Raw genomic sequence first — 25,946 nt, 5'->3', positions numbered from 1 at the left:
CATGGACGACCACGACCTGCTGCGCTACTCGCGGCACATCCTCCTCGAGGAATTCGGCATCGACGGGCAGGCGCGCGTGAGCGCCGGCCGCGTTCTTGTCATCGGTGCCGGCGGGCTGGGCTCGCCGGTTGCGCTTTATCTCGCGGCCGCGGGCGTCGGCCAGATCACGCTGGTCGACGACGACGAGGTCGACCTCACCAACCTGCAGCGCCAGGTCGCCCATACGAATGCGCGCGTCGGCCGGCCCAAGGTCGAATCGGCGGCCCAGGCCATGCGCGACATCAACCCGGACATCGCGATCGAGACGCACGCGCTGCGTGCCGACGAGGCCCTGCTTTCGCGCCTCGTCGCGGCAGCGGACGTGGTGGTCGATTGCTGCGACAACTTTGCCACCCGCCATGCGGTCAACCGGGCCTGCGTGGCACACGGCAAGCCGCTGGTGGCGGGCGCCGCGATCCGCTTCGACGGCCAGTTGAGCGTGTATGACACGCGCGACGACGCCTCGCCCTGCTACGCCTGCATCTTCCCGCCCGATGCGGCCTTCGAGGAAACGCGCTGCGCGGTGCTCGGGGTGTTCGGCCCGGTGGTCGGCACCATCGGCACGCTGCAGGCCAGCGAAGCGCTCAAGCTGCTCGCAGGCATCGGGCCGTCGCTCGCGGGCAAGCTCCTGATGTTCGACGGGCGGCGCACCGCCTTCGATACGCTGAAGATCGCGCGCGATCCGCACTGCAGCGTGTGCGCGCAGCGCGCGCGCGCCTGAGCGGGCGCCTGCGGCTCAGCGCGCCCTCGCGCCCTTGGCCTTGGCGGCACCAGCGGCCGCCGGACCGGCGCTGGGCTTGTTGGCCTGCCCCAGCACGCTCTTGCAATCGGAGTCCTCGCCCGGACCGCTTTCGACGGTCGCGGCCAGTGCCAGGAGCGGATTGACGGCACCCAGCGCCAGCGCGGCCAGGCCACGCTGGGCCAGCGGAACCACCTTCAGGCCGCCTCTCGGTGCGCCGAAGGTGCCGCTCACCACCAGCGGCGTGCGGACCGACAAAATGCTCTTGCTCTTGGGCTCCGGATAGACCACGAAATCGAGGCCCTCGGTGGCCAGGTTGGCCTGCCCCGTGGCGGTGAACACGGCATTGGTCGTGTCCAGCATCAGCGTGCGCCCCGTCATCAGCCCCTTGTTCACGTCGAACGCCAGCGCCGCGCAGCGCAGTTCGACGTTGCGGTCGCCGCGCAGCAGGAACTTGATGATGTCGCCGCCCACCAGTGTCGCGAACACAGGCAGCAGGTTGCCGAACTGGCCGCGCCCCGCCATGACCGCCACGTCGCCCGAGGCGCCCCCGAGCCAGTTGGCCACGGTGCTGCCCGGGCCCGACAGGTTGATGCGTCCGTCCAGCCGCCCCACGCTGTTGCCCGTGGTTTCGAGCTTGGGGAAAACTCGCGCCAGCTGCATCGCGCGCACGTCGAGCGAGGCCCGGATGTCTGCCGGGTTCTTCGAGGCATCGATGCGGATCGCACCGCTCATCCTGCCGCCGGCTATGCCGAGGTCGAGGGGATCGAGCGTCAGCACGCCGTCGGCCAGCTTGACCTGCACGCTGCCGCGATCGAGCGGGATGTCGCGTACGTTCCGGATGCGGTCCGCCGTGTACTTCACGTCGGCGTTCATCGCATGCACGCGCTCGAAGTCGAGCGGGGCCGCGGGCAGCACCTTGCCGCCGGGGCGCCTGGCCTGGGTGATGGTCGGCGGCGGCGCCACGCCTTCCACCGCCCGGGCCGAGCGTTCGGTGGGCCGCAGGCCGATCAGCGGGCCCAGGTCGTCCATGTCCATCAGCCGGGAGCGCAACTCGCCTGCCAGATGCGGCACCCGGCCGGCCTTGTCGAAGCGCATGTCGCCGGCGATGTCGGACAGGCCGAGCCGGCCCTTGAGTCCCGCCACCTCCCACACCTTGCCGCGCTTGCGCAGGTCGCCGCTCAGTGCATAAGGAGAGGTTTCCGGCAGTGCGATGCCCAGCAGCGGGAACAGGGCGCCGAGGGTCTGGCCCTTGAGATCGAACCTGGCCTCGATGCCGTCGAGGTCGGCGAAGTCGGTCACGGTGCCCGATGCCTTCAGCCGGGTGTGGCCGGCCGCGGCATCGATCTCCATCGGGAACGGCGGCTGGCCGGCCGCCTTGAGCTGCAGCACGTTGCCGGTGCGGCCCTCCGCACTCAGCGGCTGGCCCTTGTAACGGCCCTTGATGCGAAAGTTCAGGGGAAGCGCCCCGCGGCTGGTGTCGTAGCTCACGTCCGCATGCAGGTCGACGCCCAGGTGCGTGGCCAGGAAATCGACCGCGCCGCTGTCCACCTGCATCTGGCCGATGACCGGAACGGTGCCGGGATCGGAGGTGTCCTTGCCGAGCGCCCACGTGCGGCGCCCGTCCTGTTCCATTTGCAGGCCCAGGATGGGCGAAGAAAGCGCCAGCCGCGGGATCACCACCTTCTGCGTGAGGAGCAGCGGCCACAGCCGGATGTCGAACTCGGCACGCTCGGCCTTGACCAGGTAGGGGTCGCGGGCCCAGGGCGGATTGGCAAACTCGATGCCGTCGGCCTTGACGGTGGCGCCGCGCAGGCCGATGCCCACATCGAGCTGGCGCGTGATCTCGAACTTGCGCCCGGTCTTCTCGCTGACATAGCGATTCACGGGCCCGCGCAACGTGTCCCACGGGAAGAACGCCAGCAGCACCGCCAGCGCAGCAAGCAGCAGCACCACAGCCGCAAGCAGCTTGAGCCAGAGCGGCCGGTTGCGAAGGACGTTCGTTGCCATGAAAGCTGGATATATCCGCCGCGCCGCATCGCGGGTCGGCAATGGACCGCAGAAACCGTGAGGCATTGCCTACGGAACGGCCTCGCCGGCCCTCTCGTCAGAACGCGCCTACAACACCCTTCCCCCGAAACTTGCATGATGCTCGTCGGCGGCGCCACAAATTTACGGTGTGCAGGCATTCGCCAGCGGGGCGTCGAAGACACCTGCCAACGTCAGAGGAAGCGCGGTTCGGCATGGAGACAAGATTGCAGACCTACATCGTCGAAGACAACCTCACGATCCGTGAAAACCTCATTGGCACCCTGGAAGAACTTACCTGCACGACGGTGGTCGGCTTTGCCGAAACCGAAGCCCACGCGAGGCAGTGGCTGCACGATCACAGCGAGGAGTGGGACCTGGCGGTGGTCGACCTCTTTCTCAAGCAAGGCAGCGGCCTGGGCGTGCTCCAGGCCTGCACCTCGCGCCGGGCGAACCAGAAGGTGGTGGTGCTCAGCAACTATGCAACGCCCGACATCCGGCGGCGCTGCGCCGAGTTCGGCGTGGATGCGGTGTTCGACAAGTCGAACGAGATCGACGCGCTGGTCGACTTCTGCATCCTGGAGGCAGTGGCTCACCGCCCCACCAGCGGCACCGGCGGCACCGGCTGAAGAAAGAGCCGGAAGCCGGAAGCCGCCGTCAATCGATCAGCTTGTTCTTCAGCGCGTAGTAGGTGAGGTCGCTGTTGGAGGACAGGTTCATCTTCTCCATCAGGCGCGTGCGGTAGGTGCTGACGGTCTTCACCGACAGCGAGAGCGTCTTGGCGATGTCGCCCGCGGTCTCGCCCTTGGCAAGCTTCAGGAACACCTGGAACTCCCGCTCCGACAGCTGCTCGTGCGGCGCTGCATCGTCCTTGCGGTCGAGCTGGCGTGCCAGCAGTTCCGCCACAGCCGGCGTGATGTAGCGGCGGCCCAGCGAGATGGTGCGAATGGCGTTGACGATCTCGATCGGATCGCACTCCTTGTTGAGGTAGCCGCTCGCACCCTGGCGGATGAGATTCATCGCGTAGTGCTCTTCAGGGTAGCCGCTCAGGATGAGGATGCCCACGTCCGGCGCCTTGGCGCGGATCATGGCGAGCGCGTCGATGCCGCTCTGCCCCGGCATGGAAAGGTCCATCACCAGCACGTCGAGCTCCGTGGTGCGCACGAGCTCGATGGCCTCTCGCCCGCTGGCGGCTTCGCCGGCCACGCGCAAATCGACGTGTTCGGAGAAGAACTGCCTCAGGCCAGATCTGACGATGGCGTGGTCGTCCACAATTCCAATTTTGATCATCTGTTACTTTCTTCGTTGTGCCGCGCCTGCGCAAGCCGCAGCATGCCGGTCCCCTGGTTGTTGTCGATTATTCACGAACTTGTGTTGAAAGCACCCTCGAAAGTTTCATGCATTGGCTAGCCCCTCCAAAAATGGCCGTGAGCCTGCTGCTCGCGGCGCTGGCCGCGCTGGCCCTCGTCGGCATCAACGAGGCCGGCTACCGCCAGTCGAGCCGCGCCCTGGCAGACATCGACGCGGCCCTGAAGGTGCGCGGTACGCTCAACCAGATCCTGCAGAACATGCTCGATGCCGAAACCGGCCAGCGAGGCTACCTCCTGACCGGCGAAGCCAGCTACCGGCAACCCTACGACACGGCGGTCAAGCAGGTCGACGGGCACCTTGCGGCACTGCGCCAACTGTACGCCGAACGCCCGGCCGAGCGCACGCGGCTGGCGGAGCTTTCGAAGCACGTGCTGCGCAAGATCGCTGAAATGGACATGAGCGTGCGGCTGCGGCAGGACGGCAAGGACGAGGCCTGGAAATTCGTCATCACGACGGACGTGGGGCGCGAGGAAATGGATTCCATTCGCAAGGCCGCCGGCGAACTGGCGGAGATCAGCAACCAGACCCTGCACCAGAGCCAGATCCAGGTGATGAAGTCGCTGCGGCTCGCGCGCATCGGCACCGCCATCGTCGCGCTTGCCGCGTTCCTGGCCTTCTTCCTCTACCTGCGGCAGGCGCACGCGCTGCGCACCATCGGAGAGCGCCAGCAGGAAACACTGCAGCGCGAGCGCAATGCGCTCGAAGACGAAGTGCGCGAACGCACCGCATCGCTGGCCGAGCTGGCCACGCACCTGCAGGACGTGCGCGAAACCGAGCGCGGCTATCTCGCGCGGGAGCTGCACGACGAACTCGGTTCGCTGCTGACCGCCGCCAAGCTGGACGTGGCCCGCCTGAAGTCGCGGCTGCTGGAGGCGCCCGACGCCACCCAGCGGCTGCAGCACCTGACCGAGCTGCTCAACAGCGGCATCGCGCTCAAGCGCCGCATCATCGAGGACCTGCGGCCGTCGTCGCTGTCGAACCTCGGGCTGGTCGCCTCGCTCGAGATCCTCGGACGCGAGTTCGCCGAACGCTCGGGCATCCAGGTCCAGATGGTGCTCGAACCGGTGGCCATGGACGAATCGCGCCAGCTCACGATCTACCGCATGGTGCAGGAGAGCCTGACCAACATCGGCAAGTACGCCGAGGCCAGCGAAGCGACGATCGTCCTGAAGAATTACGAGAACCACGCGGTGGTGGAAGTGGCCGACAACGGCAAGGGCTTCGACCCCCAGCGCCTGCGCCCCTCGACGCATGGCCTGGCCGGCATGCGCCACCGGGTCGAGGCGGCCCGGGGCAAGCTCACGATCTCGTCGACGCCGGGCCGCGGAACCCGCGTGAGCGCCATGCTGCCCATTGCGAAGCCGCTCTGAGCGCTCGCCGGCATCCCCTTCGGCATTTCTGCACGGATCGGCGCGCAAGGAACTCGGCCATCTCCTACGCTCCCCGCGCCCAGCCGCTGACAGCCCCTCGCAGGGGGGGCCACTTAAGGTTGCCCACGTGCCGTTCATTTCCTCTTGGACGCGCAATTTCCAAACAACGAGCGAAGCCTCGAAGGAGTCCACATGTTGTATTACGCAGTGGTGTTTCTGGTCATCGCACTGATCGCCGCCGTGTTCGGCTTCGGCGGCATTGCAGCCAGCGCGGTAGGGATCGCCAAGATCCTTTTCGTGATCTTCGCCGTGCTTGCCATCGCCAGTTTCCTGGCCGGCTTGCTACGACGCAAGTAGCGTAGGTACGATCCACAGGCTCCCGCAATTCATCTCCCCGGAAAGGAAAAATTCATGAACACGACCAAGACTCCCTCGCAAATTGCCGACGAGGCCCGCCAGACCGCCAACGATGCGGTGGAAACGACCCGGGCCTATGCACAGAACGCGGTGAATGCGGCCGGCGAGAAGGTCCGCGAATTGCGCCGCGACGCGGAACCCGCGGTCGAACAACTGGCCGCACGCGTACAGCAGGCCGTGCAGCGCGGCCTCGATGCGGCCTCCACCACCAGCGCGCGCGCACAGCGCCGGCTGGAGCAGGCGGCCGACGTGACCGGACGCTACATCTCCGACCAGCCCGTGCGCTCGGTGCTGATTGCGGCCGCAGCCGGCGCCGCGATCACCGCCCTCATCGTGCTGGCCAGCCGCAACCGCCGGGACGACTACTGATTTGATCCGCTGAAGGCACGCACGCAGTTCCACCCGTTCCGCGCACCATGCTTCATCCGATTTTTTCCACGGTGCTCGGGCATCCGGAACTCATCGCCGACCACGCCGCCAACTACGCGGCGCTGGTAAGACAGGAGGCCTCGGAAGCGGGGCGCGGGATCGTTGCCCGCATCGTGGCCGGCGTCCTGGCAGTCGGCAGCGCTCTGCTGGCCCTCGGGCTGATCGGCGTGGCCGTGCTGATGGGCGTGCTCCACGGCAGCTTCCACTGGGTGCTGGTGGCGGTGCCCGGCGTTGCGCTGGTGATCGCCGCCATTTGCGCCTGGATGGCGGCCCGGCCGTTCCCCGGCTATGGATTCGACGATCTGCGCGCCCAGGTCGATGCCGACCTGAGGGCGCTGCACGAAGCCGGAGTTCGCCATGGACGGCAATGAGCGCAGCTTCCTGACGCCGCAGGAGCGGCTGGCCATCTCGCGCCGTGCGCTCGTCAGGCAGTTGAATGGCGAGGATGAGCCTGAGGACGGTGGCGGTCGCGGCAGGCGCCGCACGGCGCAGGAACGTCCGGAAGAAATGCACGTCGCCGGCGAAACGGCGGACCACCGGCGAGCTTCGTCGGCGCGCGGGCGCAATCAATGGGTGTCGATGGCCCGCAGCATGACCGAGCGCTGGTGGCGCCGCCATCCGGCCCATGCGGTGGGCCAGCTCGCCCGCCCTCTGCTCGAACACTATGCCCGCAAGGAGCCTGCCAAGCTCATGGCGCTGGCGGCCGCCACGGGGGCGGTGCTCGTGCTGACCAAGCCGTGGCGCCTGCTCTCCTTCACGGCGGTGCTGGCGGCTGTGCTCAAGACATCGGACGTGGCTGACGTCGTCAACACGTTGATGCAGAAAAACACCAGCCCACGAAAGGATTCTCCATGAATGCCAATGCTTCCACCGCCACGGGTGCGCCACAACATCAGCGCCTGGTGCTCGACGAGCAGGCCATCGGCGCCGCCGCCAGGAGCCTCGACGAAGGCGCGGTCACGCCAAGCTACGGCCCCTGGCGCGACGATGTACTCAAGCTGCTGAACGACGCGCTGGCCACCGAACTGGTTTGCGTGCTGCGCTACAAGCGCCACTACTTCACGGCCAACGGCGTGTCGTCGCCCAAGATCGCCGAGGAATTCCTGGTACACGCCAATGCGGAGTCGGCCCATGCCGACCGCATTGCGGAACGCATCGTCCAGCTGGGCGGGGAGCCAGACTTCGCGCCGACGCACCTGCTCGAGCGCAGCCACGCGAGCTACGACGAATCCACCGACCTGCAGGCCATGGTGCGCGCCAATCTCGTGGCCGAGCGCATCGCCGTCGAAACGTACCGGCAGATGATCGCGCTGATCGGCGACAAGGATCCGACCACCCGGCGCATGCTGGAAGACATTCTTTCCGACGAGGAAGAGCACGCGGACGAACTCAAGGACTGGCTCGGCCACTGAGCACGATCTCCGGGGGGCCGAACGCAGCCCTCTCTTGCCCAGCAAAAAGCCCGGACGAACCGGGCTTTTTGCTGGGCAAGGGAACGGTCAGCTTCTGACCTCGAGCTGGTTGTTCACCGAGGTCACGCCCTGCACCCCCTTGGCGATTTCCTCGGCCCTCGCCTTGGCGGCTGCCGTGGGTGCGGGGCCCTTCAGGTTCACGACGCCACCCTTGGTGTCGACGTCGATCTTGATCGCGCTCAGGTCCGGGTCCTTGGCGAGGCCTGCGGACACCGACGCGGTGATCGCGGCATCGTCCACCGTGGCACTCACGGCCGCGCCGGCGTTCTTTGCCGCGTCCTTCACCTCGGCGGCGGTGCCGGAGGCGTCGATCTTCGCCTTCGCGTCCTTCAGGGCTTCCGCGGTCTTGGCGGCGGCCGTGTCGGCCGCCTTCTCGGTCTTTTCGATGGCACTGTCCAGCTTCTCGCCCGCGGTGCGGTTGCCCGCGTTGTCGCACGCGGCAAGGGTCAGCGCGGTACCGGCCAGCAGCACGGCGAGCCATGCGCGCGAAGACGGCATGGCGATGGTTGTTCGACGAATATTGTTCATTTGGAATCCTCCAGTCGCTCGCAGGGAGCAGGAAAGGGCGTGGTCCGAAGGGACCGCCCACGGCCCACTCTAGCTTTCGGATCGAGCCGGCAAGGATGGCCGGCGGCGCGAAACCCTGTAGGACGGAAGGGTCAAGCCGTGACGATCCAGCCTTCGAGCGGATCGAACTGCTCCGGCAAGCCGTAGCCCGGGCCGGGCATGGAAGCGCGCTGCGCGCCCCAGGCGGCCTGCACGAGGCAAAGCACCGCATCGATGTGGTCGCCGCGGGCGTCGCCGAGCAGCTCGGTGACCTGGGTGCCACTGAGCGCCAGCCGCAGGCCGAGCCGCGTGGCGCCGCCTTCGAGCGCCGCGAGCAGGTCGGTGCGTGCAGCCAGCCGTTCGGGCGTCTGCTTCGCAGGCTCATCGCTCTTGTAGCTGCGGCGGCCGATCAGCTCGCGCGCGAGCAGCCCCGGATAGGCCTCGAGCGCAACGCGGCTGCCGTTGCTGCCGACGTGCAGCCCCGGCAGGCTCGCGCCTGCATCCAGCAGCGGCGGCACGCCCGCATGGAGCATGAAAGCCACGGGCGGATTGACCCATTTCATCGACGTGCTCGAACCCGCGGGTCCGTCGGTCGCCCGGTGCGCAAACTTGCCGCCGGCCGGGCGGGCGGCGCAGAAGGCCGCGAAGGTGGCACGGATCTCGGCGCGGCCCAGGCCCGCGTAGTGGCTCATGAGCGCTTTCCATTCGCGCGGCCAATGCAGATGCTCCACCAGCTCGCGCGGAAGCCCGAACGGAAAATCGAAGCCGCCGATCCATGCGGGTTCGCTGCGCAGCCATGCGGCCCAGGCATCGAGCGCCGCGAAATGCCGCAGGTCCGCCAGCACCAGCTCGCCCGCATCGCCGATGCTGCCGCTGGCCACGACGATCGGCTTGCGCGCCGTGGGTGCGCAGGAGAAATCGCAGCCGAACAGCAGCGCGGCGCTCATCGTCACCCCAGCGCGAGTGCCACCACGCCAGCCGCGATGAAGCCGGCGCCCAGCAGCCGCAGCAGGCGGTCGCCCTCGCGCAGCAGATGGCCGCCGATCAGCGCGGCGAACAGCATCGAGACCTCGCGCGCCGGCGCAACATGCGAAATGGGCGCCTGCTGCACCGCGTAGAGCACGAGCACGTAGGAGACCGGGCTGATCGCCGCCACCAGCAGTGCGTACTTCCACTGCGCGCGCCACATCCGCGCGGTAGCGGCGCGGTCGTGCAGCGCCGCGGGCAGCAGCAGCCCCACGCGCACGAAATTGCTGAAGTAGTCGAGCAGGATCGGCGACATCGCCAGGAACTTCACGGCATAGCTGTCGGCCACCGTGTAGGCCGCAATGAAGGCGCCGGTCAGCACGCCGTAGCGGAGGCCCTTGTGCACCCGCGCGCGCTGGACAGGGTCATGCGCCTTGCGCCAGAGGCCCGGCCCGCCCGCCACCAGGAACACGCCGAGCACCACGCCCAAGATGCCCGCCACACCCACCAGGCTGATGCGCTCGCCAAGGAACAGGATGGCCACCAGCGACGACAGCAGCGGACCCGAGCCGCGAGCCAGCGGATAGACCACCGTGAGGTCGGACTTGCGGTAGCCGCGCAGCAGGATGACGTAGTAGAAGACGTGCAGCACGCCGCTCACTGCGACGAAGCCCCACTCCCGCAAGCCCCAGCCCGGCACCACGCGCCAGCCCAGTGCAATGCCCACGGGCGCCCAGACGATGGCCATGAACACGCCGCTCTGGAAGGCGAAGCGCGCATCGCCGTTCGCCTTCTTGGCGGCGATGTTCCAGCTGGCATGGACGATCCCGGCAAGCAGGATCAGCGCAAAGGCGGAAAGCGGCACCCCGGAAAAACGGGATTCAGTGGCGCCCGACGATGGCCGCGGTGGCCATCAGCTCCTCGAGCAATGCCAGCGAGACCCTGCCCGACACTGCGTAAGGATTGAGCTCGGGCTTTTCCGAATACTTGAGCAGCGTCGAGGCATTGAGCTTCGAGAGGTTGACCTGCCCCATGGTCCAGCCGCCGAAGCGGCGCTCGGAGATTTCCTCGTAGTGCAGCAGCACCACGTCCTTGTGGCGTGCATCGCGCTGGATGTGGCCGTACAGCTCGCTGATGGCCATGCGCCCGCCCTCGATGGCCTGCAGGAAAGTGCCCGCGCCGTAGCAAAGAATGCCGGTGATGCCGCAGGCCGGGTTGTGCGTGCGCGATTGCGCGAGGATGGCTTCGATGGCCTCGGGGCTGGTATCGACCGCGCGGCTGGCGTAGAGAAGTCGGACCAGCATGTTCAGCTCCTTCGTGGCAGCAGGGAAAGGAATTCGCGCCGCAGGCTCGGGTCCTTCAGGAACACGCCGCGCATGACGGAGTTGATCATCTTGCTGTCCATTTCCTTCACGCCGCGCCAGGCCATGCAGAAATGCTCGGCTTCCATCACGAGCGCAAGGCCGTCGGGCTGTGTCTTTTCCTGAATGAGGTCGGCCAGCTGCACCACGGCCTCTTCCTGGATCTGCGGGCGGCCCATCACCCATTCGGCCAGGCGCGCGTACTTCGACAGGCCGATGACGTTGGTATGCTCGTTGGGCATGATGCCGATCCACAGCTTGCCGATGATCGGGCAGAAGTGGTGCGAGCAGGCGCTGCGCACGGTGATCGGGCCGACGATCATCAGCTCGTTCAGGTGCTCGGCGTTCGGGAATTCGGTGAGCGAGGGCGGCGCCACGTAGCGGCCCTTGAACACTTCGTTCAGGTACATCTTGGCCACGCGGCGCGCGGTGTTGCCGGTGTTGTGGTCGTTCTCGAGGTCGATCACCAGGCTTTCGAGCACGCCCTTCATCTTGACCTCGACCTCGTCGAGCAGCGACTCGAGCTCGCCGGGTTCGATGAACTCGGCAATGTTGTCGTTGGCATTGAAGCGCCTGCGCGCGGCCGTCAGGCGCTCGCGGATCTTCACCGAGACGGGCGTGCCCTCGTCGTCGTTGTTGCCGTCAGGGCGCGGTTCCACGTCGGTTTTCCTCAGCATCCGCGCATGGTATCAGCGAACGCATTCCGGCCGGGGCCGGCGGGGAACACCGCGCCGGCGCCGTTCATGCCATCGCAAAATCGGCCACCAGCGGCAGGTGGTCGGACATCCGCGCCCAGATCGGGCCGCGCGGCACCGAGCAGGCCACCGGCTCGAGCTGGCGCCCGTAGACGAAATCGAGCTGCGCCACTGGCAGGCGCGAAGGGTAAGTGAGGGTTCGCGGCCCGCGCAGGTCGCTGGTGTCGCGCAGGCCCATCGCGTTCATGGCATAGCGCATGCGCGCGCCCCAGTCGTTGAAGTCGCCCGCGACGACGACCGCCTCGCCGGGCGGCACCTCGCGGTCAATGAATTCGCGCAGCCGCGCCACCTGCCGCACGCGGCTGCCCTTGATGAGCCCCAGGTGCACCACGATGGCATGCACCGGCCGCCCCTCCACCTCGATGACGACGTGCAGCAGGCCGCGCTGCTCGAAGCGGTGGTCGGAAATGTCCTGGTGGCCGGTGCGGATCACCGGCCAGCGGGTGAGCAACGCATTGCCGTGCTCGCCGTGGCGCGTGATGGCGTTGGTCTCGTAGACGGCGGTGTAGCCCTCGGGCGCCAGGAAGTCGGCCTGCGGAAGCTCGGGCCAGCGCTCGAAGCGAAGCGCGGCCTGCCGGTTCATCTTGCGCACCTCCTGCAGGCAGACGATGTCGGCATCGAGCTGCTCGATGGCATGCCCCAGGTTGTGGATTTCCAGTCGCCGGGCCAGCCCGATGCCCTGCACACCCTTGTGGATGTTGTAGGTGGCCACCCGGAGGTTGTATGCCGGCAGGTTCATCGCACAAATTCTGGCAGCAACAGAATGGCTTCGGCGTTGGATGGGGAAAAACACGCATCGGCCGCCTCGCGGTAGGGCAGCCACTTCCAGTGGGTGTGCTCGCGCGGCGCCAGCGTGGGCACCACGCGCTCGGGCACGCACAGCCCGAACAGGTGCTCGGTGTTGTGCGTCACGCCGGGCGCATAGCGCGAGCGCCAGCGCGGATAGATCTCGTAGACGTTGCGCAGCCGCCAGTCGACCAGCTGCGATGCGAGCGGGCTGCCCTCCCCGCACTGGATGCCGGTTTCCTCGGCCACCTCGCGCGCGGCGGTGAGCGCCAGCGGCTCGTCGGCCAGGTCCTTGCTGCCGGTGACCGACTGCCAGAAGTCCTCGGCGTCGGCGCGGCGGATCAGCAGCACATCGAGCGCCCGCGTATGGATGACGACCAGCACCGACTCCGGAATCTTCCAGGGCCGGGCGCTGGCGGTCATGGGCGCATCACGCGGGTTGCTGGACGTTGCGCAGCCGGATGTGCAGCTCGCGCAGCTGCTTCTCGTCGACCGGGCTCGGCGCCTGCGTGAGCAGGTCCTGCGCGCGCTGGGTCTTGGGGAAAGCGATCACGTCGCGGATCGACTCGGCACCGGTCATGAGCATGACCAGGCGGTCCAGGCCGATGGCGATGCCGCCGTGCGGCGGCGCGCCGTACTGCAGCGCGTCGAGCAGGAAGCCGAACTTGAGCTGCGCGTCCTCGGCACTGATCTTGAGCGCGCGGAACACCTTGCTCTGCACTTCCTCGCGGTGGATACGCACCGAGCCGCCGCCCATCTCGATGCCGTTGAGCACCATGTCGTAGGCCTTGGCGATGCACTTCTCGGGAGCCGTGTCCATGAGGTCTTCATGGCCGTCCTTCGGTGCGGTGAACGGATGGTGCACGGCGCTCCAGCGCTGGCCTTCCTCGTCGAACTCGAACATCGGGAAGTCCACCACCCACAGCGGTGCCCAGCGGTCGTCGAACAGGCCGGCCTTCTTGCCGAAGGCGCTGTGGCCGATCTTCACGCGCAGCGCGCCGATCGCGTCGTTGACGATCTTTTCCTTGTCGGCGCCGAAGAACAGGATGTCGCCGTTGCGCGCACCCGTGCGGGCGATGATCTCGGCCAGCGAGGCGTCGTCGAGGTTCTTGACGATCGGGCTCTGCAGGCCTTCGCGGCCGGCCGCGGCGTCGTTGACCTTGATGTAGGCCAGGCCCTTGGCGCCGTAGATCTTGACGAACTCCTGGTAGGCGTCGATCTCGCCGCGCGAAAGGCCGCCCTCGGCGCCGCCGCCCGGCACGCGCAGTGCGACCACGCGGCCGCCCTTCATGGTGGCGGCGTTCGAGAACACCTTGAACTCGACGCGCTTCATGAGCTCGGTGAGCTCGGTGAACTCGAGCTTCACGCGCAGGTCGGGCTTGTCCGAGCCGTACTTGAACATCGCGTCGCCGTAGGTCATGGTCGGGAACACCGGCAGGTCGATGCCCGCGGCGTTGCGGAACACGTTGCGGATCATGCCCTCGAACATCTCGCGGATCTCTTCCTCGGCGAGGAACGAGGTCTCGATGTCAATCTGCGTGAATTCGGGCTGGCGGTCGGCGCGCAGGTCTTCGTCGCGGAAGCACTTCACGATCTGGTAGTAGCGGTCGTAGCCGGCCACCATCAGCAATTGCTTGAAGAGCTGGGGCGACTGCGGCAGCGCGAAGAAGCTGCCGTCGTGCACGCGGCTGGGCACCAGGTAGTCGCGTGCGCCTTCGGGCGTGGACTTGCCGAGCATCGGGGTCTCGATGTCGATGAAACCGTTGGCGTCGAGGAACTTGCGCGTTTCCATCGTCACCTTGTAGCGCAGCATCATGTTGCGCTGCATGGCCGGGCGGCGCAGGTCGAGCACGCGGTGCGTGAGGCGCGTGGTTTCGGACAGGTTGTCGTCGTCCAGCAGGAACGGCGGCGTGACCGAGGGGTTCAGCACCTTGAGCTCATGGCACAGCACTTCGATCTTGCCGCTCTTGAGGTGGTCGTTGGTGGTGCCTTCGGGGCGCGAACGCACCAGGCCGGTGATCTGCACGCAGAACTCGTTGCGCAGGTTCTCGGCCACGGCGAAGGTGGCGGCGCGGTCGGGGTCGCACACCACCTGCACGTAGCCTTCGCGGTCGCGCACGTCGATGAAGATCACGCCGCCATGGTCGCGGCGGCGGTTGACCCAGCCGCACAGGGTGACGGTTTGGCCCATCAGGGCTTCGGTCACGAGACCGCAATAGTGAGTACGCATGGCCATATCTTGGATTCCGGCGCCGCGGGGGCGCGTTTTTTACTTGTTCGCGAGGGAGGACGGGCCGCCGGGGACGACCACCCCCATCGAGACGATGTACTTGAGCGCTTCATCCACGCTCATCTTGAGTTCGATGCAGTCGCTGCGCCTGAGCATCACGAAATAGCCGCCCGTGGGATTGGGCGTGGTCGGCACGTAGACGCTGAGGTAGTCGCCACCGCCCAGGTGCTCGACCACGTCGCCGCCGGGCATGCCGGTCACGAAGGCGATGGTCCAGACTCCCTCGCGGGGCCACTGCACCAGCACCGCGGTGCGGAAGGCGTTGCCATTCTCGGAGAACAGCGTGTCGGACACCTGCTTGACGCTGGAGTAGATCGAGCGCACGACCGGGATGCGCCGCACCACGGCGTCGCCCCATCCGAGCAGGCGCTTGCCCACGAAATTGCTCGCAATGGCGCCCACGCCCAGCAGGATGGCCAGCGTGAGCAGCACGCCGAGCCCGCGCACGTTGTTGTCGTACAGCCACTTCTGCCAGACCGAAGGCAGCACCCAGAGCGTCTGGTCCAGCGTGTCGATGATCCACTTCAGCACCGCCAGGGTGATGAACAGCGGAACGATCACCAGCAAGCCGGAGAACAGCCATTTGCGCAGGGCGAGCATGGATGGCTTCTCAGTCGCTCTTGGCGGCGGCAACCGGCGCGGGGGCCGGGCTGGGGGCGGGGGCGGGGGCGGCGGCGGGCGCTGGGCTGGAAGCTTCCGCGGTGCTGGCGGCCGGAGCGGCGGCGGCGTCGCCGTTCTTGGCCGCGGTTGCAGGCTCGGCCTTCTTGCCGCCGCCATCGCGGAAATCGGTCACGTACCAGCCGGAACCCTTGAGCTGGAAACCGGCGGCGGTGACTTGCTTCTCGAATGCACTTGCGCCGCACGCCGGACACACCGTGAGGGGTGCATCGGACATTTTCTGCAGGGCGTCCTTGGCGAAGCCGCAGGCGCTGCACTTGTAGGCGTAGATGGGCATGGAATTGAGTGAAAAAGCGGCGCAAAAATGACGCAGGGACCGCTCGCAAAGCCCTCGATTATAAGGGCGCCCCCGCGCTTCGGGGGGGGACGCCCTAGACAGCCAGCATCCGGTGCGGCGTGCGGGTGTTGGCGACCCATTGGGGCGCCAGCGATCCGGCCACCAGGCCGGCAAAGGAGGCCAGCACACCGGCCAGCTGGGCCGGGAATTCGCGGCCCCAGGGCATGGCCAGGAACAGCAGCCAGGTGCCGATGCCCAGCACAATGGAGGCCAGCGCGCCCTGCGTGGTAGCGCGGCGCCAGTAGAGCCCGCACACCAGCGGCACGAAGGCGCCGACCAGCGGCACCTGGTAGGCGCCCGACACCAGTTCGTAGATGGGGGTGCCCTGCATGCGGATGGCATAGGCCAGCACGGCCGCACTGAAGACCAGCACCGTGATGCGCATGGTCATGAGGTTCTGGCGGTCGGTGCCCGCGGGCCGGAACTGGCGCCAGATGTTCTCGGTGAATGTGACGCTCGGCGCGAGCAGCGTGGCCGAGGCGGTCGACTTGATGGCCGACAGCAGCGCGCCGAAGAACAGCACCTGCATCACGAAGGGCATTTTCTCGAGCACCAGCGTGGGCAGCACCTTCTGCGGATCTTCCTTCAGCAGCGCGGCGGTCTGCTCCGGCATGATCAGCAGCGCGCTCGCCACCAGGAACATCGGCACGAAGGCGAACAGGATGTAGGCCACGCCGCCGATCACCGGACCGCGGGTGGCGGCCTTGACGCTGTTGGCCGACATCACGCGCTGGAACACGTCCTGCTGCGGAATGGAGCCCAGCATCATCGTGATGGCCGCGGCAAAGAAGAACACCATGTCGTGCCAGTTGGGCTCGGGCCAGAACTTGAAGAGCTCCTTGCTGACCGCGAAGGCCACCACCTTGTCGGCGCCGCCGGCCAGGTTGCCGGCAAACACCGCAATGCCGGCCAGCCCCGCCACGAGGATGATCATCTGGATGAAATCGGTCACCGCCACCGACCACATGCCGCCGAACAGCGTGTAGGCCAGGATCGAGACCACGCCGATCACCATGCCCGCGGGGATGGAGATGGCGCCGGCCGAAAGCACGTTGAACACCAGCCCCAGCGCCGTGACCTGCGCCGACACCCAGCCCAGGTAGCTCAGCATGATGATGAGCGAACAGGCCACCTCGACGCCGCGGCCGTAGCGCTCGCGGTAGTAGTCGCTGATGGTCAGGAGCGTCATGCGGTAGAGCTTGCCCGCGAAGAACAGGCCCACCAGGATCAGGCAGGTGCCGGCGCCGAACGGGTCTTCGATGACCCCGTTCAGGCCGCCTTCGATGAACTTGGCCGGAATGCCGAGCACCGTTTCGGAGCCGAACCAGGTCGCGAAGGTGGTCGTCACGATCATGTAGAGCGGCAGGTGCCGCCCGGCGATGGCGAAGTCGGTGGTGTTCTTCACCCGCTTGGCGGCGTACAGGCCGATCGCGATGGTGACCAGCAGATAAACGACAACCAGCGTCAGCAGCACGGGGACACTCCTCTAGAACAATTTCACGCGCACCAGCACTTGCATGGCGAGCAACCCCAATACAAATCCTATGCCACCGTAGATGATGGTCTGCAGCAGCCGGTTGGTGCGCTTCTGGGCGGCCAGCAGTTCCAGCAGCTCGCGGCGGTGGTCGGCGGGCCGATTTTCCAGGAAATCGTGCAGCAGGCGCGGCAATTGGGGCAGCAGTTTTGCATAGCGCGGCGCTTCGGCCTTGAGCTGCTGGAACAGCTTCTTCGGCCCGATCTGGTCGACCATCCACTTCTCGAGGAAGGGCTTGGCGGTGTGCCAGAGGTCGAGTTCGGGGTCGAGCTGGCGGCCCAGGCCCTCGATGTTGAGCAGGGTCTTCTGCAACAGCACCAGCTGTGGCTGGATCTCGACGTGGAAGCGGCGCGAGGTCTGGAACAGGCGCATCAGCACCATGCCGAGCGAGATCTCCTTCAGCGGCCGGTCGAAGTACGGCTCGCAGACGGTGCGGATCGCGCCTTCGAGCTCGTCGATGCGGGTGCCCTCGGGCACCCAGCCGCTCTCCAGGTGCAGCTCGGCCACGCGCTTGTAGTCGCGCCGGAAGAAGGCCACGAAGTTCTGCGCCAGGTATTCCTTGTCCGACTCGGTCAGCGTGCCGATGATGCCGAAGTCGAGCGAGATGTAGCGCCCGAAGGTCTCCGGCGCCAGGCTCACCTGGATGTTGCCCGGGTGCATGTCGGCATGGAAGAAGCCGTCGCGGAACACCTGGGTGAAGAAGATCGTGACGCCGTCGCGCGCCAGCTTGGGAATGTCGACGCCGGCCGCGCGCAGGCGGTCGAGCTGGGCGATGGGCACGCCGTCCATGCGCTCCATCACGATCACCTCGGGGTGGCAGAAGTCCCAGAACATCTCGGGGATCAGCACCAGGTCGAGCTCGGCCATGTTGCGGCGCAGCTGGGCCGCGTTGGCCGCCTCGCGCACCAGGTCGAGTTCGTCGTGCAGGTACTTGTCGAACTCGCCCACCACTTCGCGCGGCTTCAGGCGCTTGCCGTCGGGCGAGAGCTTCTCGACCCAGCCGGCCATCATGGCCATGAGCGCCAGGTCTTTCTCGATCACGCCGCGCATGCTGGGGCGCAGCACCTTCACCGCGACTTCGCGCACCTCGCCCTCATCGGTGCGGATGGTCGCAAAGTGGACCTGGGCGATCGACGCGCTGGCGATCGGCGTCTCGTCGAACTGCACGAACACGTCGCCCACCGGCCGGCGGAACGCGCGCTCGATGGTGGCGATGGCCACCGACGAGGGGAACGGGGGCACGCGGTCCTGCAGGAAGGCGAGCTCGTCGGCGATGTCGGGCGGCAGCAGGTCGCGCCGGGTCGACAGCACCTGGCCGAACTTGACGAAGATCGGGCCCAGGCGTTCGAGCGCCTCGCGCAGCCGCTGGCCGCGCGGTGCGTCGAGATTGCGGCCGATGGAGACGACGCGCGCCACCACGCGCAGCCAGGGTTTCTGGAAGCTCGTGAGCACGAGCTCGTCCAGGCCGTAGCGCAGCGCGACCCAGACGATGAAGATTCCGCGGTAGAAGCGCCTCATTCGGCCGTGCTCGCCGAGCCGGTCGACGGACCGCCGGACTGCCCGGGCCTGCGGCCGCCAACGAACTGGCGCAGCGCATCCACGACCCGGCGCGCGCCGTTGGCAATGGTGTGCGCCGGCACGTCGCCCACGAGGCGGGCGAGGTCGTCCTCGACGTCCCAGCGCACGTGGTCCACCAGCCAGTTGACCTCGGCGGCAAGCTGCACGTCGCCGATGATCTGTACCGAAGGCTTGCCGCCGCGCAGCGTGGCGCGGGCCAGTTCGAAGGGGGATTCGTCCGTGACGGTGAGCGTGAGCTCGGGCACCGAGCCGGCGGGCGCGAGGTCGAGCAAGCCGGCCGGCGTGGCCACCATCTCCATCGTCACGAAGCGCCACTGGAAGCGCACCACCCGCCCCTGCTGCCTGAGCAGCCGCTGCTGGGCCTCGGGTTCCTGCTGCAGCACATGGTTCAGGAACAGCACCGCGCGGTGCTGGATCTCGTGCACCGCCCAGGCGGGCGGCTGCAGGCGCTCGCCGATGCGATTGAACAGCTCGTCGAGAAAAGAAAATGGGGACGATGGTGTGGCCATGTCCCCATTATCGGTTCTGCAGGCGGCCCCGCGGCCGCCCGAATGTGCTTACTGCAGGGCCTGGACGCCCGCCACCAGCCAGCCGCTGGTGCCGCTGGTGGGCTTGGTCATGTTCCAGACTTCGCGGAACGGACCCGGGCCGGCGGAGGCATCTTCGCGGATCATGCCGGAGAACTCCACGCTCGCGAGGTAGGCATCGGCCAGTTCCTCGATGCCGAGCAGCTTGGCGTCGAGCATGACGACCTCGGTCTTGTTCGAGGCGCCGCCGGTGTGGCTTGCACGGTCGGCCAGCTGGCTGCGGATTTCCTCGACCATGTCGTCGGTCATCATGGAGCGCAGCATGCCGACGTCGGCGCGGTCCCATGCGTCCTGCAGCGTCACGAAGTTGCGCTTGGCGGCGCTCAGGAAGCCGTCCACGTCGAAGCCGGCCGGAATGCCCCACGACTGCGAGCCCGAGAGCGCCGAGCCGATCATGCTGCCGCCGGCCGCCGCGCCTGCCGCGGACAGGCTGCTGCCATGCGCGGAGCCGGCGTCGAAGGCGGCCGTGTTGCGCTCCCAGGGCCGCGCCGAAGCGTCGTTGCCGACGTTGGCGGGGCTGTACTGCGCGGGCGCGCTGGCGTTTGCCGGGTTGCCGGCGCCTTCGAACGCGAAGCCGCCCGGGCGGCCGGCGCCCGACGATGCGGCCGAGCGGGCCTTGAACATGCGCCAGACGAACAGCCCGGCCATCACGAGCAGGCCGATCAAGAGGATGTTCGCAAAGCCGGCGCCAAGGCCCAGCGAATTCGCGAGCCACGCGAGGCCCAGGCCGGCGGCGAGGCCACCGAGCATGGCGCCCCAGGGGCGCTTGGGCGCTGCGGCGGCGGGCGCCGGCGTTGCGGGCTTCGGCGCCGCATTGGTCGCGCTTTGCTGCGCGGGTGCGGTGGGCGCTGCGGATTCGCGCTGCGTCACGTTGGACGACTGGCGGCCGAACGACTTGCCGCCGCCGATGCGAGCTGCGTCTGCCTGGACGCTGACCAGGGCCAGCACACAAGCCAGGAACAAAGAACTCAAACTTTTCATGTCGTCTCCTCTTTCGAGCGAAGAATTCGCCTCATCAACATTTGATTCCAACATGAAGGGCCACCACGCCCCCCGTCATGTTGTGATAGTCCACATGCCCGAAACCGCCCTCTTTCATGAGGGTCTTGAGTTCATCCTGCGCGGGATGCATTCGGATCGATTCGGCCAGGTAGCGGTAGCTCGCGTCGTCGCCGGCCACCAGCTTGCCCAGGCGCGGCAGCACGTTGAACGAATACCAGTCGTAGGCCTTGGCCAGCGGCTTGGCGACCTTCGAGAACTCGAGCACCAGCAGCTTGCCGCGCGGCTTGAGCACGCGGTTCATTTCCTTCAGCGCCACGTCCTTGTGCGTCATGTTGCGCAGGCCGAAGGCCACGGTCACGACGTCGAAGTGGTTGTCGGGGAACGGCAGCTTCTCGGCGTCGCACACCAGCGTGGGGAGCGCCACGCCGGCATCGAGCAGGCGGTCGCGGCCGGTGCGCAGCATGGCTTCGTTGATGTCGGTGTGCACCACCTGGCCGCTGGCGCCCACCTTCTTCGAGAAGGCCAGCGCGAGGTCGCCGGTACCGCCTGCGATGTCGAGCACGCGCGAGCCCTCGCCCACGTTGGCCACCATCACGGTGTAGGCCTTCCAGGCGCGGTGCAGCCCCATCGACATCAGGTCGTTCATGAGGTCGTAACGCGTCGCGACGGAATCGAAGACGCCGCGGACACGTTGCGCTTTCTCGCTTTCGTCGACTTTCTCGAAGCCGAAGTGGGTGGTGCTCATGCGCCTGATATTAGGCCGGAAGCACACAGCTCAAGAAGGCGACCCTGCGGCGACGGCGGACATTTGTTGCTTTTTCTTGAAATCGCGGGCCGCGGCAAGGCGCGCCGCGCCTGCGTGCGGGGCTATTTTTTCAGGAGCGGACGGGGTCTGGCGGGTCAGTGGCTGCCGCAGGCGGAGCCGCCCTTGTCGATCATCGGCGCATCGCGGTCGACGCCCGCAGCGGCGAGCCGGCGCTCGTATTCGGCCCAGAGCGCAACCTGGTTGGCGCCGAGTTCGTACAGCAGGTTCCACGAGAAGATGCCGGTGTCGTGGCCATCGCTGAAGACCGGCTGCACGGCGTAGTTGCCGACCGGCTTCAGGTCGACCAGATCGACCTCGCGCTTGCCGGTCTGCAGCACTTCCTGGCCCGGGCCGTGGCCCTGCACCTCGGCGGACGGCGAATAGATGCGCATCAGCTCGAACGGAATGCGGAAGGTGGCGCCGTCGGAGAAGCCGACCTCGAGCACGCGCGACTGGCCGTGCACGGTGATCGATTGCGGCGTCGGTGCGCCGGCTTGCAAACCTGCCATCAGAAGCTCCTTGTGCCCAGTCGGGCCATCATCGCACTCTCGAGTGCGGGCAGGTGCGCGGCCACGTCGGCTTCCCGGGCCGCATTCGCTTCGCGCTGCACCGGCGCCCAGACGGAGCCCGGGAAATGGGTGTCGTCCACAAAGCGCGCGATCACGTGCCAATGCAGGTGCGGCACCATGTTGCCGAGCGCCGCAAGGTTGATCTTGGCCGGCGACAGATGCTCGCGCAGGCACTGCTCGACCACCGTCACCGCCTCCATGCACAGCACGCGGTCGGCCGCGTCGAGGTCGGAAAACTCCGCCGCATGCGCGCGCCAGATCACGCGGTAGAAGGCCGGGAAGCCGGCCTCCTCGGCATGAATGACGCGAAGCTTCGCGCCCTCGAACACGATGCGGCCGCCGGGGCCTTCGCAGAAGGGACAGTCTTCTACCTTCATACCAATACCCGCTCGATGCCGCCCTGGTTGGCGGCGGCCACGTATTCGGGCATCCAGTCCTTGCCGAGGATCTTGTTGGCCATCTCGACCACGATGTAGTCGGCTTCGAGCAGCCCGTTGTTCAGGTCGTTGCCGTAGCGCGAGAGGCCCTGCAGGCAGCTCGGGCAGCTGGTCAGGATCTTGACGTTGTCCTTCTCGCCGACCTGGCCGTTCGCGCGCAAGGCGGCCTCGCCCTTCTTGAGCTCTTCTTCCTTGCGGAAGCGGATCTGCGTGGAAATATCGGGCCGCGACACGCCCAGCGTGCCCGATTCGCCGCAGCAGCGGTCGTTCTTGAGCACGTTGTCGCCGACCAGCGCCTTCACGGTCTTCATCGGGTCCTGCAGCTTCATCGGGCTGTGGCAGGGGTCGTGGTACAGGTAGCCGCCGCCCGCATCGGCCAGCGTGATGCCCTTTTCGAGCAGGTATTCGTGGATGTCGATGATGCGGCAGCCCGGGAAGATCTTGTCGAACTGGTAGCCCTGCAGCTGGTCGTAGCAGGTGCCGCAGCTCACCACCACGGTCTTGATGTCGAGGTAGTTGAGCGTGTTGGCCACACGGTGGAACAGCACGCGGTTGTCGGTGATCATCTTTTCGGCCTTGTCGTACTGGCCGCTGCCGCGCTGCGGATAGCCGCAGCAGAGATAGCCGGGCGGCAGCACCGTCTGCACGCCCGCATGCCAGAGCATGGCCTGGGTGGCGAGGCCCACCTGCGAGAAGAGGCGCTCCGAGCCGCAGCCCGGAAAGTAGAACACCGCCTCGGTTTCCGAGGTGGTGGCCTTCGGGTCGCGGATGATCGGCACGTAGTCGGCATCCTCGATGTCGAGCAGCGCGCGCGCCGTCTGCTTCGGCAGGTTGCCTGGCATCTTCTTGTTGATGAAGTGGATCACCTGCTCCTTGAGCGGCGCCGGGCCGAGCGTGGCGGGCGGCGCGGCGGTCTGCTTCCTCGCGAGGCCGCGCAGCAGGTCGTTGGCCAGGCGCTGCGCCTTGAAGCCGATGCCCACCATGCCCGCGCGCACCGCCTTGATGGTCTGCGGGTTGGTCGCGTTGAGGAAGAACATCGCGGCCGCGTTGCCGGGCCGGAAGCTCTTCTGCCCCATCTTGCGCAGCAGGTTGCGCATGTTCATCGACACGTCGCCGAAGTCGATCTTCACCGGGCAGGGCGTGAGGCACTTGTGGCACACGGTGCAGTGGTCGGCCACGTCCTCGAACTCTTCCCAGTGCTTGATGCTGATGCCGCGGCGGGTCTGCTCTTCGTACAGGAAGGCTTCCACCAGCAGCGAGGTCGCGAGGATCTTGTTGCGCGGGCTGTACAGCAGGTTGGCGCGCGGCACGTGGGTGGCGCACACCGGCTTGCACTTGCCGCAGCGCAGGCAGTCCTTCACGCTGTCGGCAATGGCGCCGATGTCGCTCTGCTGCATGATGAGCGACTCGTGCCCCATGAGGCCGAAGCTCGGCGTGTAGGCATTGGTCAGGTCGGCGTGCGGCAGCGCGGTTTCGCCGGCGGGCGCGCGCAACAGCTTGCCCTTGTTGAAGCGGCCCTCGGGGTCGACGCGGCGCTTGTAGTCCATGAAGGGCGCAAGCTCTTCGTCGCTCAGGAATTCGAGCTTGGTGATGCCGATGCCGTGCTCGCCCGAGATCACGCCGTCGAGGCTGCGCGCCAGCGCCATGATGCGCACCACCGCGGCATGCGCGGTCTGCAGCATCTCGTAGTTGTCGCTGTTGACGGGGATGTTGGTGTGCACGTTGCCGTCGCCCGCGTGCATGTGCAGTGCCACCCAGACGCGGCCCTTGAGCACCTGCTGGTGGATGGCGGTGCATTCGGCCAGGATCGGCGTGAACTCGGCGCCCGAGAAGATTTCCTGCAGCGGCTGGCGCAGCTGGGTCTTCCAGCTGGCGCGCAACGTATGGTCCTGCAGCTGCGGGAACAGCACATCGACGTCGCGCAGCCATTCGGCCCAGAGCGCGCGCACGCTCTGCACCAGCGCCACGGCCTGCGCCACGCGGTCTTCGAGCAGCTCGGCCGCCGGGATCTCGTGCGCGTCGTCGGTCTTGCCGAGCGGCAGGTTGCCGCGCAGCAGGAAGGCCTCGAGCGCGTCGGTGAGCGCGAGCTTGTTCTGCAGCGAGAGCTCGATGTTGATGCGCTCGATGCCGTCGCTGTACTCGGCCATGCGCGGCAGCGGAATGACCACGTCCTCGTTGATCTTGAAGGCGTTGGTGTGCTTGCTGATGGCCGCGGTGCGCTTGCGGTCGAGCCAGAATTTCTTGCGCGCCTCGGGGCTGATGGCGACGAAGCCTTCGCCGCTGCGCGAATTGGCGATGCGCACCACTTCGGAGGTGACGCGCGCCACCGCATCGGCGTCGTCGCCCGCGATGTCGCCGAACAGCACCATCTTGGGCAGGCCGCCGTGCTTCTTCGACTTGGTGGCGTAGCCCACGGCCTTCAGGTAGCGGTCGTCCAGGTGCTCGAGGCCGGCCAGCAGCACGCCCGAGCGCTTCTGCTCGGCGAACATGAAGTCCTTGATCTCGACGATGCTGGGCACCGCGTCCTTGGCGTTGCCGAAGAATTCGAGGCACACGGTGCGGGTGTGCGCCGGCATGCGATGCACCACCCAGCGGCAGCTGGTGATGAGGCCGTCGCAGCCCTCTTTCTGGATGCCGGGCAGGCCCGAGAGGAACTTGTCGGTCACGTCCTTGCCGAGGCCTTCCTTGCGGAAGGTGCGGCCGGGGATCTCCAGGCGCTCGGTGCGCAGCTTCGTCTTGCCGTCGGCGGCGTAGTACTGCAGATCGAACACGGCGCTCTCGGCGTCGTGGATCTTGCCGAGGTTGTGGCCGATGCGCGTGACCTCGAGCCATTCGGCCTGCGGCGTGACCATGCGCCACGAAGCCAGGTTGTCGAGCGCCGTGCCCCACAGCACGGCCTTCTTGCCGCCCGCGTTCATGGCCACGTTGCCGCCGACGCACGAGGCCTCGGCGGAGGTCGGGTCGACCGCGAACACGAAGCCCGCGCGCTCGGCGGCGTCGGCCACGCGCTGGGTGACGACGCCGGCCTCGGTCCAGATGGTGGGCACGGGATTGGCGAGGCCGGGCAGCGGGACCAGCTCGACCTCGGTCATGGTCTCGAGCTTCTCGGTGTTGATGACCACGCTCTTCCAGGTGAGCGGGATGGCGCCGCCGGTGTAGCCGGTGCCGCCGCCGCGCGGAATGATGGTCAGGCCCAGCTCGATGCAGCCCTTGACCAAGAGCGCCATCTCGGCCTCGGTGTCGGGGCACAGCACCACGAAGGGGTATTCCACGCGCCAGTCGGTAGCGTCGGTGACGTGCGAGACGCGCGAGAGGCCGTCGAACTTGATGTTGTCCTTGGCCGTGAGGCGGCCCAGCACGCGCGTGGCCTTGCGGCGCAGGGCCGCCACGTCGCGGAAGGCGGTGTCGAAAGCCGCGACGGCCTGGCCGACGAGGTCCGTGAGTTCGCCCACGAGCTGGTCGCGCGGCAGGTCGCTGTCGGGCGTGCGGCGCTTCTGGACTTCGGCCAGGCGGTGCCGGAGCGCATCGACCAGCTGGCCGCGGCGGCGCGGGTTGTCGAGCAGGTCGTCGACGAGGTAGGGGTTGCGCTGCACCACCCAGATGTCGCCGAGCACTTCGTACAGCATGCGCGCCGATCGGCCGGTGCGGCGCTCGGCGCGCAGGGTCTGGAGCAGTTCCCAGCCGCGCTCGCCCAACAGGCGGATCACGATCTCGCGATCGGAAAAGCTGGTGTAGTTATAGGGGATCTCGCGCAGTCGTACAGGCTCTGCGGCCTGCGACAACAGCGTGGTCAACGCGGTCGGAGCATTCATCGGGGGTGGCACCTCGGCCAGGCGCTGCGCGCCCATCT

The 25,946-nt window shown here is 67.3% G+C and carries 28 protein-coding genes; 8 read left to right on the top strand and 20 right to left on the bottom strand.

What is annotated here, in order from left to right; translation table 11 throughout:
* Position 1: 1 nt before the first annotated feature.
* Positions 2-760 carry a HesA/MoeB/ThiF family protein gene (locus tag IB278_RS02455; RefSeq protein ID WP_145745661.1) on the top strand — a complete coding sequence of 253 codons (759 nt, stop codon included), beginning with the start codon at positions 2-4 and terminating at the stop codon, positions 758-760.
* Positions 761-775: 15 nt separating this feature from the next.
* On the opposite strand, the gene IB278_RS02450 is transcribed toward IB278_RS02455, so the two are convergent.
* Complete coding sequence (locus IB278_RS02450; protein WP_192322524.1) at positions 776-2,788, bottom strand: AsmA family protein; 2,013 nt, start codon at positions 2,786-2,788, stop codon at positions 776-778.
* 233 nt (positions 2,789-3,021) lie between these two features.
* Here IB278_RS02450 and IB278_RS02445 point away from each other — a divergent pair, with 233 nt between their 5' ends.
* The gene (locus tag IB278_RS02445; protein ID WP_015866881.1) at positions 3,022-3,435 is read left to right on the top strand and encodes a response regulator; all 414 of its coding nucleotides are present in this window, start codon (positions 3,022-3,024) and stop codon (positions 3,433-3,435) included.
* A 28-nt stretch (positions 3,436-3,463) separates the two neighbouring features.
* Here IB278_RS02445 and IB278_RS02440 read toward each other — a convergent pair whose 3' ends face one another.
* On the bottom strand, positions 3,464-4,096 hold the full coding sequence (locus IB278_RS02440) for a response regulator transcription factor (RefSeq protein ID WP_007837167.1): 633 nt from the start codon (positions 4,094-4,096) through the stop codon (positions 3,464-3,466).
* Positions 4,097-4,227: 131 nt separating this feature from the next.
* Between IB278_RS02440 and IB278_RS02435 the strand changes: the two genes are divergently transcribed.
* The 6 genes from IB278_RS02435 (at position 4,228) to IB278_RS02410 (ending at position 7,805) form a co-directional block, all read left to right on the top strand.
* Positions 4,228-5,547 carry a CHASE3 domain-containing protein gene (locus tag IB278_RS02435; protein ID WP_145745730.1) on the top strand — a complete coding sequence of 440 codons (1,320 nt, stop codon included), beginning with the start codon at positions 4,228-4,230 and terminating at the stop codon, positions 5,545-5,547.
* A 192-nt stretch (positions 5,548-5,739) separates the two neighbouring features.
* Entirely contained in the window at positions 5,740-5,904 is a 165-nt protein-coding gene (locus IB278_RS02430; RefSeq protein WP_015866884.1) for a DUF1328 domain-containing protein, read from the top strand.
* 54 nt (positions 5,905-5,958) lie between these two features.
* Positions 5,959-6,333: a hypothetical protein gene (locus IB278_RS02425; protein ID WP_124956642.1), complete on the top strand. Its 375-nt coding sequence runs from the start codon at positions 5,959-5,961 to the stop codon at positions 6,331-6,333.
* Between the two features lie 47 nt (positions 6,334-6,380).
* Entirely contained in the window at positions 6,381-6,764 is a 384-nt protein-coding gene (locus IB278_RS02420) for a phage holin family protein (protein WP_145745664.1), read from the top strand.
* The gene (locus tag IB278_RS02415; RefSeq protein ID WP_192322523.1) at positions 6,751-7,248 is read left to right on the top strand and encodes a hypothetical protein; all 498 of its coding nucleotides are present in this window, start codon (positions 6,751-6,753) and stop codon (positions 7,246-7,248) included. Before IB278_RS02420 ends, IB278_RS02415 begins: the two co-directional genes overlap by 14 nt.
* The gene (locus IB278_RS02410) at positions 7,245-7,805 is read left to right on the top strand and encodes a ferritin-like domain-containing protein (RefSeq protein WP_145745666.1); all 561 of its coding nucleotides are present in this window, start codon (positions 7,245-7,247) and stop codon (positions 7,803-7,805) included. The genes IB278_RS02415 and IB278_RS02410 overlap by 4 nt, the downstream gene beginning before the upstream one ends.
* An 87-nt stretch (positions 7,806-7,892) precedes the next feature.
* Here IB278_RS02410 and IB278_RS02405 read toward each other — a convergent pair whose 3' ends face one another.
* The 18 genes from IB278_RS02405 to IB278_RS02320 all read right to left on the bottom strand — a co-directional run bounded on the left by IB278_RS02405 (position 7,893) and on the right by IB278_RS02320 (position 25,908).
* Positions 7,893-8,393, bottom strand: coding sequence for a BON domain-containing protein (locus tag IB278_RS02405; protein WP_145745667.1), 501 nt, complete (start codon positions 8,391-8,393; stop codon positions 7,893-7,895).
* 131 nt (positions 8,394-8,524) lie between these two features.
* On the bottom strand, positions 8,525-9,358 hold the full coding sequence (locus IB278_RS02400; protein ID WP_192322522.1) for a DUF429 domain-containing protein: 834 nt from the start codon (positions 9,356-9,358) through the stop codon (positions 8,525-8,527).
* A gap of 2 nt (positions 9,359-9,360) precedes the next feature.
* Complete coding sequence (locus IB278_RS02395; protein ID WP_145745669.1) at positions 9,361-10,242, bottom strand: DMT family transporter; 882 nt, start codon at positions 10,240-10,242, stop codon at positions 9,361-9,363.
* 16 nt (positions 10,243-10,258) lie between these two features.
* The gene (locus tag IB278_RS02390; RefSeq protein ID WP_192322521.1) at positions 10,259-10,681 is read right to left on the bottom strand and encodes a BLUF domain-containing protein; all 423 of its coding nucleotides are present in this window, start codon (positions 10,679-10,681) and stop codon (positions 10,259-10,261) included.
* A gap of 2 nt (positions 10,682-10,683) precedes the next feature.
* The gene (gene folE, locus IB278_RS02385; RefSeq protein ID WP_015866893.1) at positions 10,684-11,415 is read right to left on the bottom strand and encodes a GTP cyclohydrolase I; all 732 of its coding nucleotides are present in this window, start codon (positions 11,413-11,415) and stop codon (positions 10,684-10,686) included.
* Between the two features lie 64 nt (positions 11,416-11,479).
* A complete protein-coding gene (locus IB278_RS02380; protein WP_192322520.1) occupies positions 11,480-12,232 on the bottom strand; it encodes an endonuclease/exonuclease/phosphatase family protein in 753 nt (250 codons plus the stop codon).
* Positions 12,229-12,702 carry a dihydroneopterin triphosphate diphosphatase gene (nudB, locus tag IB278_RS02375; protein ID WP_145745673.1) on the bottom strand — a complete coding sequence of 158 codons (474 nt, stop codon included), beginning with the start codon at positions 12,700-12,702 and terminating at the stop codon, positions 12,229-12,231. Before nudB ends, IB278_RS02380 begins: the two co-directional genes overlap by 4 nt.
* A gap of 7 nt (positions 12,703-12,709) precedes the next feature.
* Positions 12,710-14,515, bottom strand: a complete 1,806-nt coding sequence (gene aspS, locus IB278_RS02370; protein ID WP_145745674.1) for an aspartate--tRNA ligase — start codon at positions 14,513-14,515, stop codon at positions 12,710-12,712.
* A gap of 33 nt (positions 14,516-14,548) precedes the next feature.
* The gene (locus IB278_RS02365) at positions 14,549-15,169 is read right to left on the bottom strand and encodes a DUF502 domain-containing protein (protein WP_145745675.1); all 621 of its coding nucleotides are present in this window, start codon (positions 15,167-15,169) and stop codon (positions 14,549-14,551) included.
* 10 nt (positions 15,170-15,179) lie between these two features.
* Positions 15,180-15,524: an FmdB family zinc ribbon protein gene (locus tag IB278_RS02360; RefSeq protein ID WP_145745676.1), complete on the bottom strand. Its 345-nt coding sequence runs from the start codon at positions 15,522-15,524 to the stop codon at positions 15,180-15,182.
* A 94-nt stretch (positions 15,525-15,618) separates the two neighbouring features.
* Entirely contained in the window at positions 15,619-17,058 is a 1,440-nt protein-coding gene (locus IB278_RS02355; RefSeq protein WP_145745677.1) for a sodium:solute symporter family protein, read from the bottom strand.
* 12 nt (positions 17,059-17,070) lie between these two features.
* A complete protein-coding gene (ubiB, locus tag IB278_RS02350) occupies positions 17,071-18,636 on the bottom strand; it encodes a ubiquinone biosynthesis regulatory protein kinase UbiB (protein ID WP_145745678.1) in 1,566 nt (521 codons plus the stop codon).
* On the bottom strand, positions 18,633-19,205 hold the full coding sequence (locus IB278_RS02345; protein ID WP_192322519.1) for an SCP2 domain-containing protein: 573 nt from the start codon (positions 19,203-19,205) through the stop codon (positions 18,633-18,635). Before IB278_RS02345 ends, ubiB begins: the two co-directional genes overlap by 4 nt.
* A gap of 48 nt (positions 19,206-19,253) precedes the next feature.
* Complete coding sequence (locus tag IB278_RS02340; protein WP_145745680.1) at positions 19,254-20,264, bottom strand: Tim44 domain-containing protein; 1,011 nt, start codon at positions 20,262-20,264, stop codon at positions 19,254-19,256.
* A gap of 34 nt (positions 20,265-20,298) precedes the next feature.
* Positions 20,299-21,030, bottom strand: a complete 732-nt coding sequence (gene ubiE, locus IB278_RS02335; RefSeq protein WP_124956674.1) for a bifunctional demethylmenaquinone methyltransferase/2-methoxy-6-polyprenyl-1,4-benzoquinol methylase UbiE — start codon at positions 21,028-21,030, stop codon at positions 20,299-20,301.
* Between the two features lie 155 nt (positions 21,031-21,185).
* Positions 21,186-21,599 carry a gamma-butyrobetaine hydroxylase-like domain-containing protein gene (locus tag IB278_RS02330; protein WP_145745681.1) on the bottom strand — a complete coding sequence of 138 codons (414 nt, stop codon included), beginning with the start codon at positions 21,597-21,599 and terminating at the stop codon, positions 21,186-21,188.
* Positions 21,599-22,036, bottom strand: a complete 438-nt coding sequence (locus tag IB278_RS02325; protein ID WP_192322518.1) for an HIT family protein — start codon at positions 22,034-22,036, stop codon at positions 21,599-21,601. Before IB278_RS02325 ends, IB278_RS02330 begins: the two co-directional genes overlap by 1 nt.
* On the bottom strand, positions 22,033-25,908 hold the full coding sequence (locus IB278_RS02320) for a DUF3683 domain-containing protein (RefSeq protein WP_192322517.1): 3,876 nt from the start codon (positions 25,906-25,908) through the stop codon (positions 22,033-22,035). The genes IB278_RS02325 and IB278_RS02320 overlap by 4 nt, the downstream gene beginning before the upstream one ends.
* Positions 25,909-25,946 lie beyond the last annotated feature (38 nt).

The sequence above is a fragment of the Variovorax sp. VRV01 genome (assembly GCF_014852545.1).
GTDB lineage: Bacteria > Pseudomonadota > Gammaproteobacteria > Burkholderiales > Burkholderiaceae_C > Variovorax > Variovorax beijingensis_A.
This window is presented reverse-complemented; position numbering and strand designations above follow the sequence as displayed.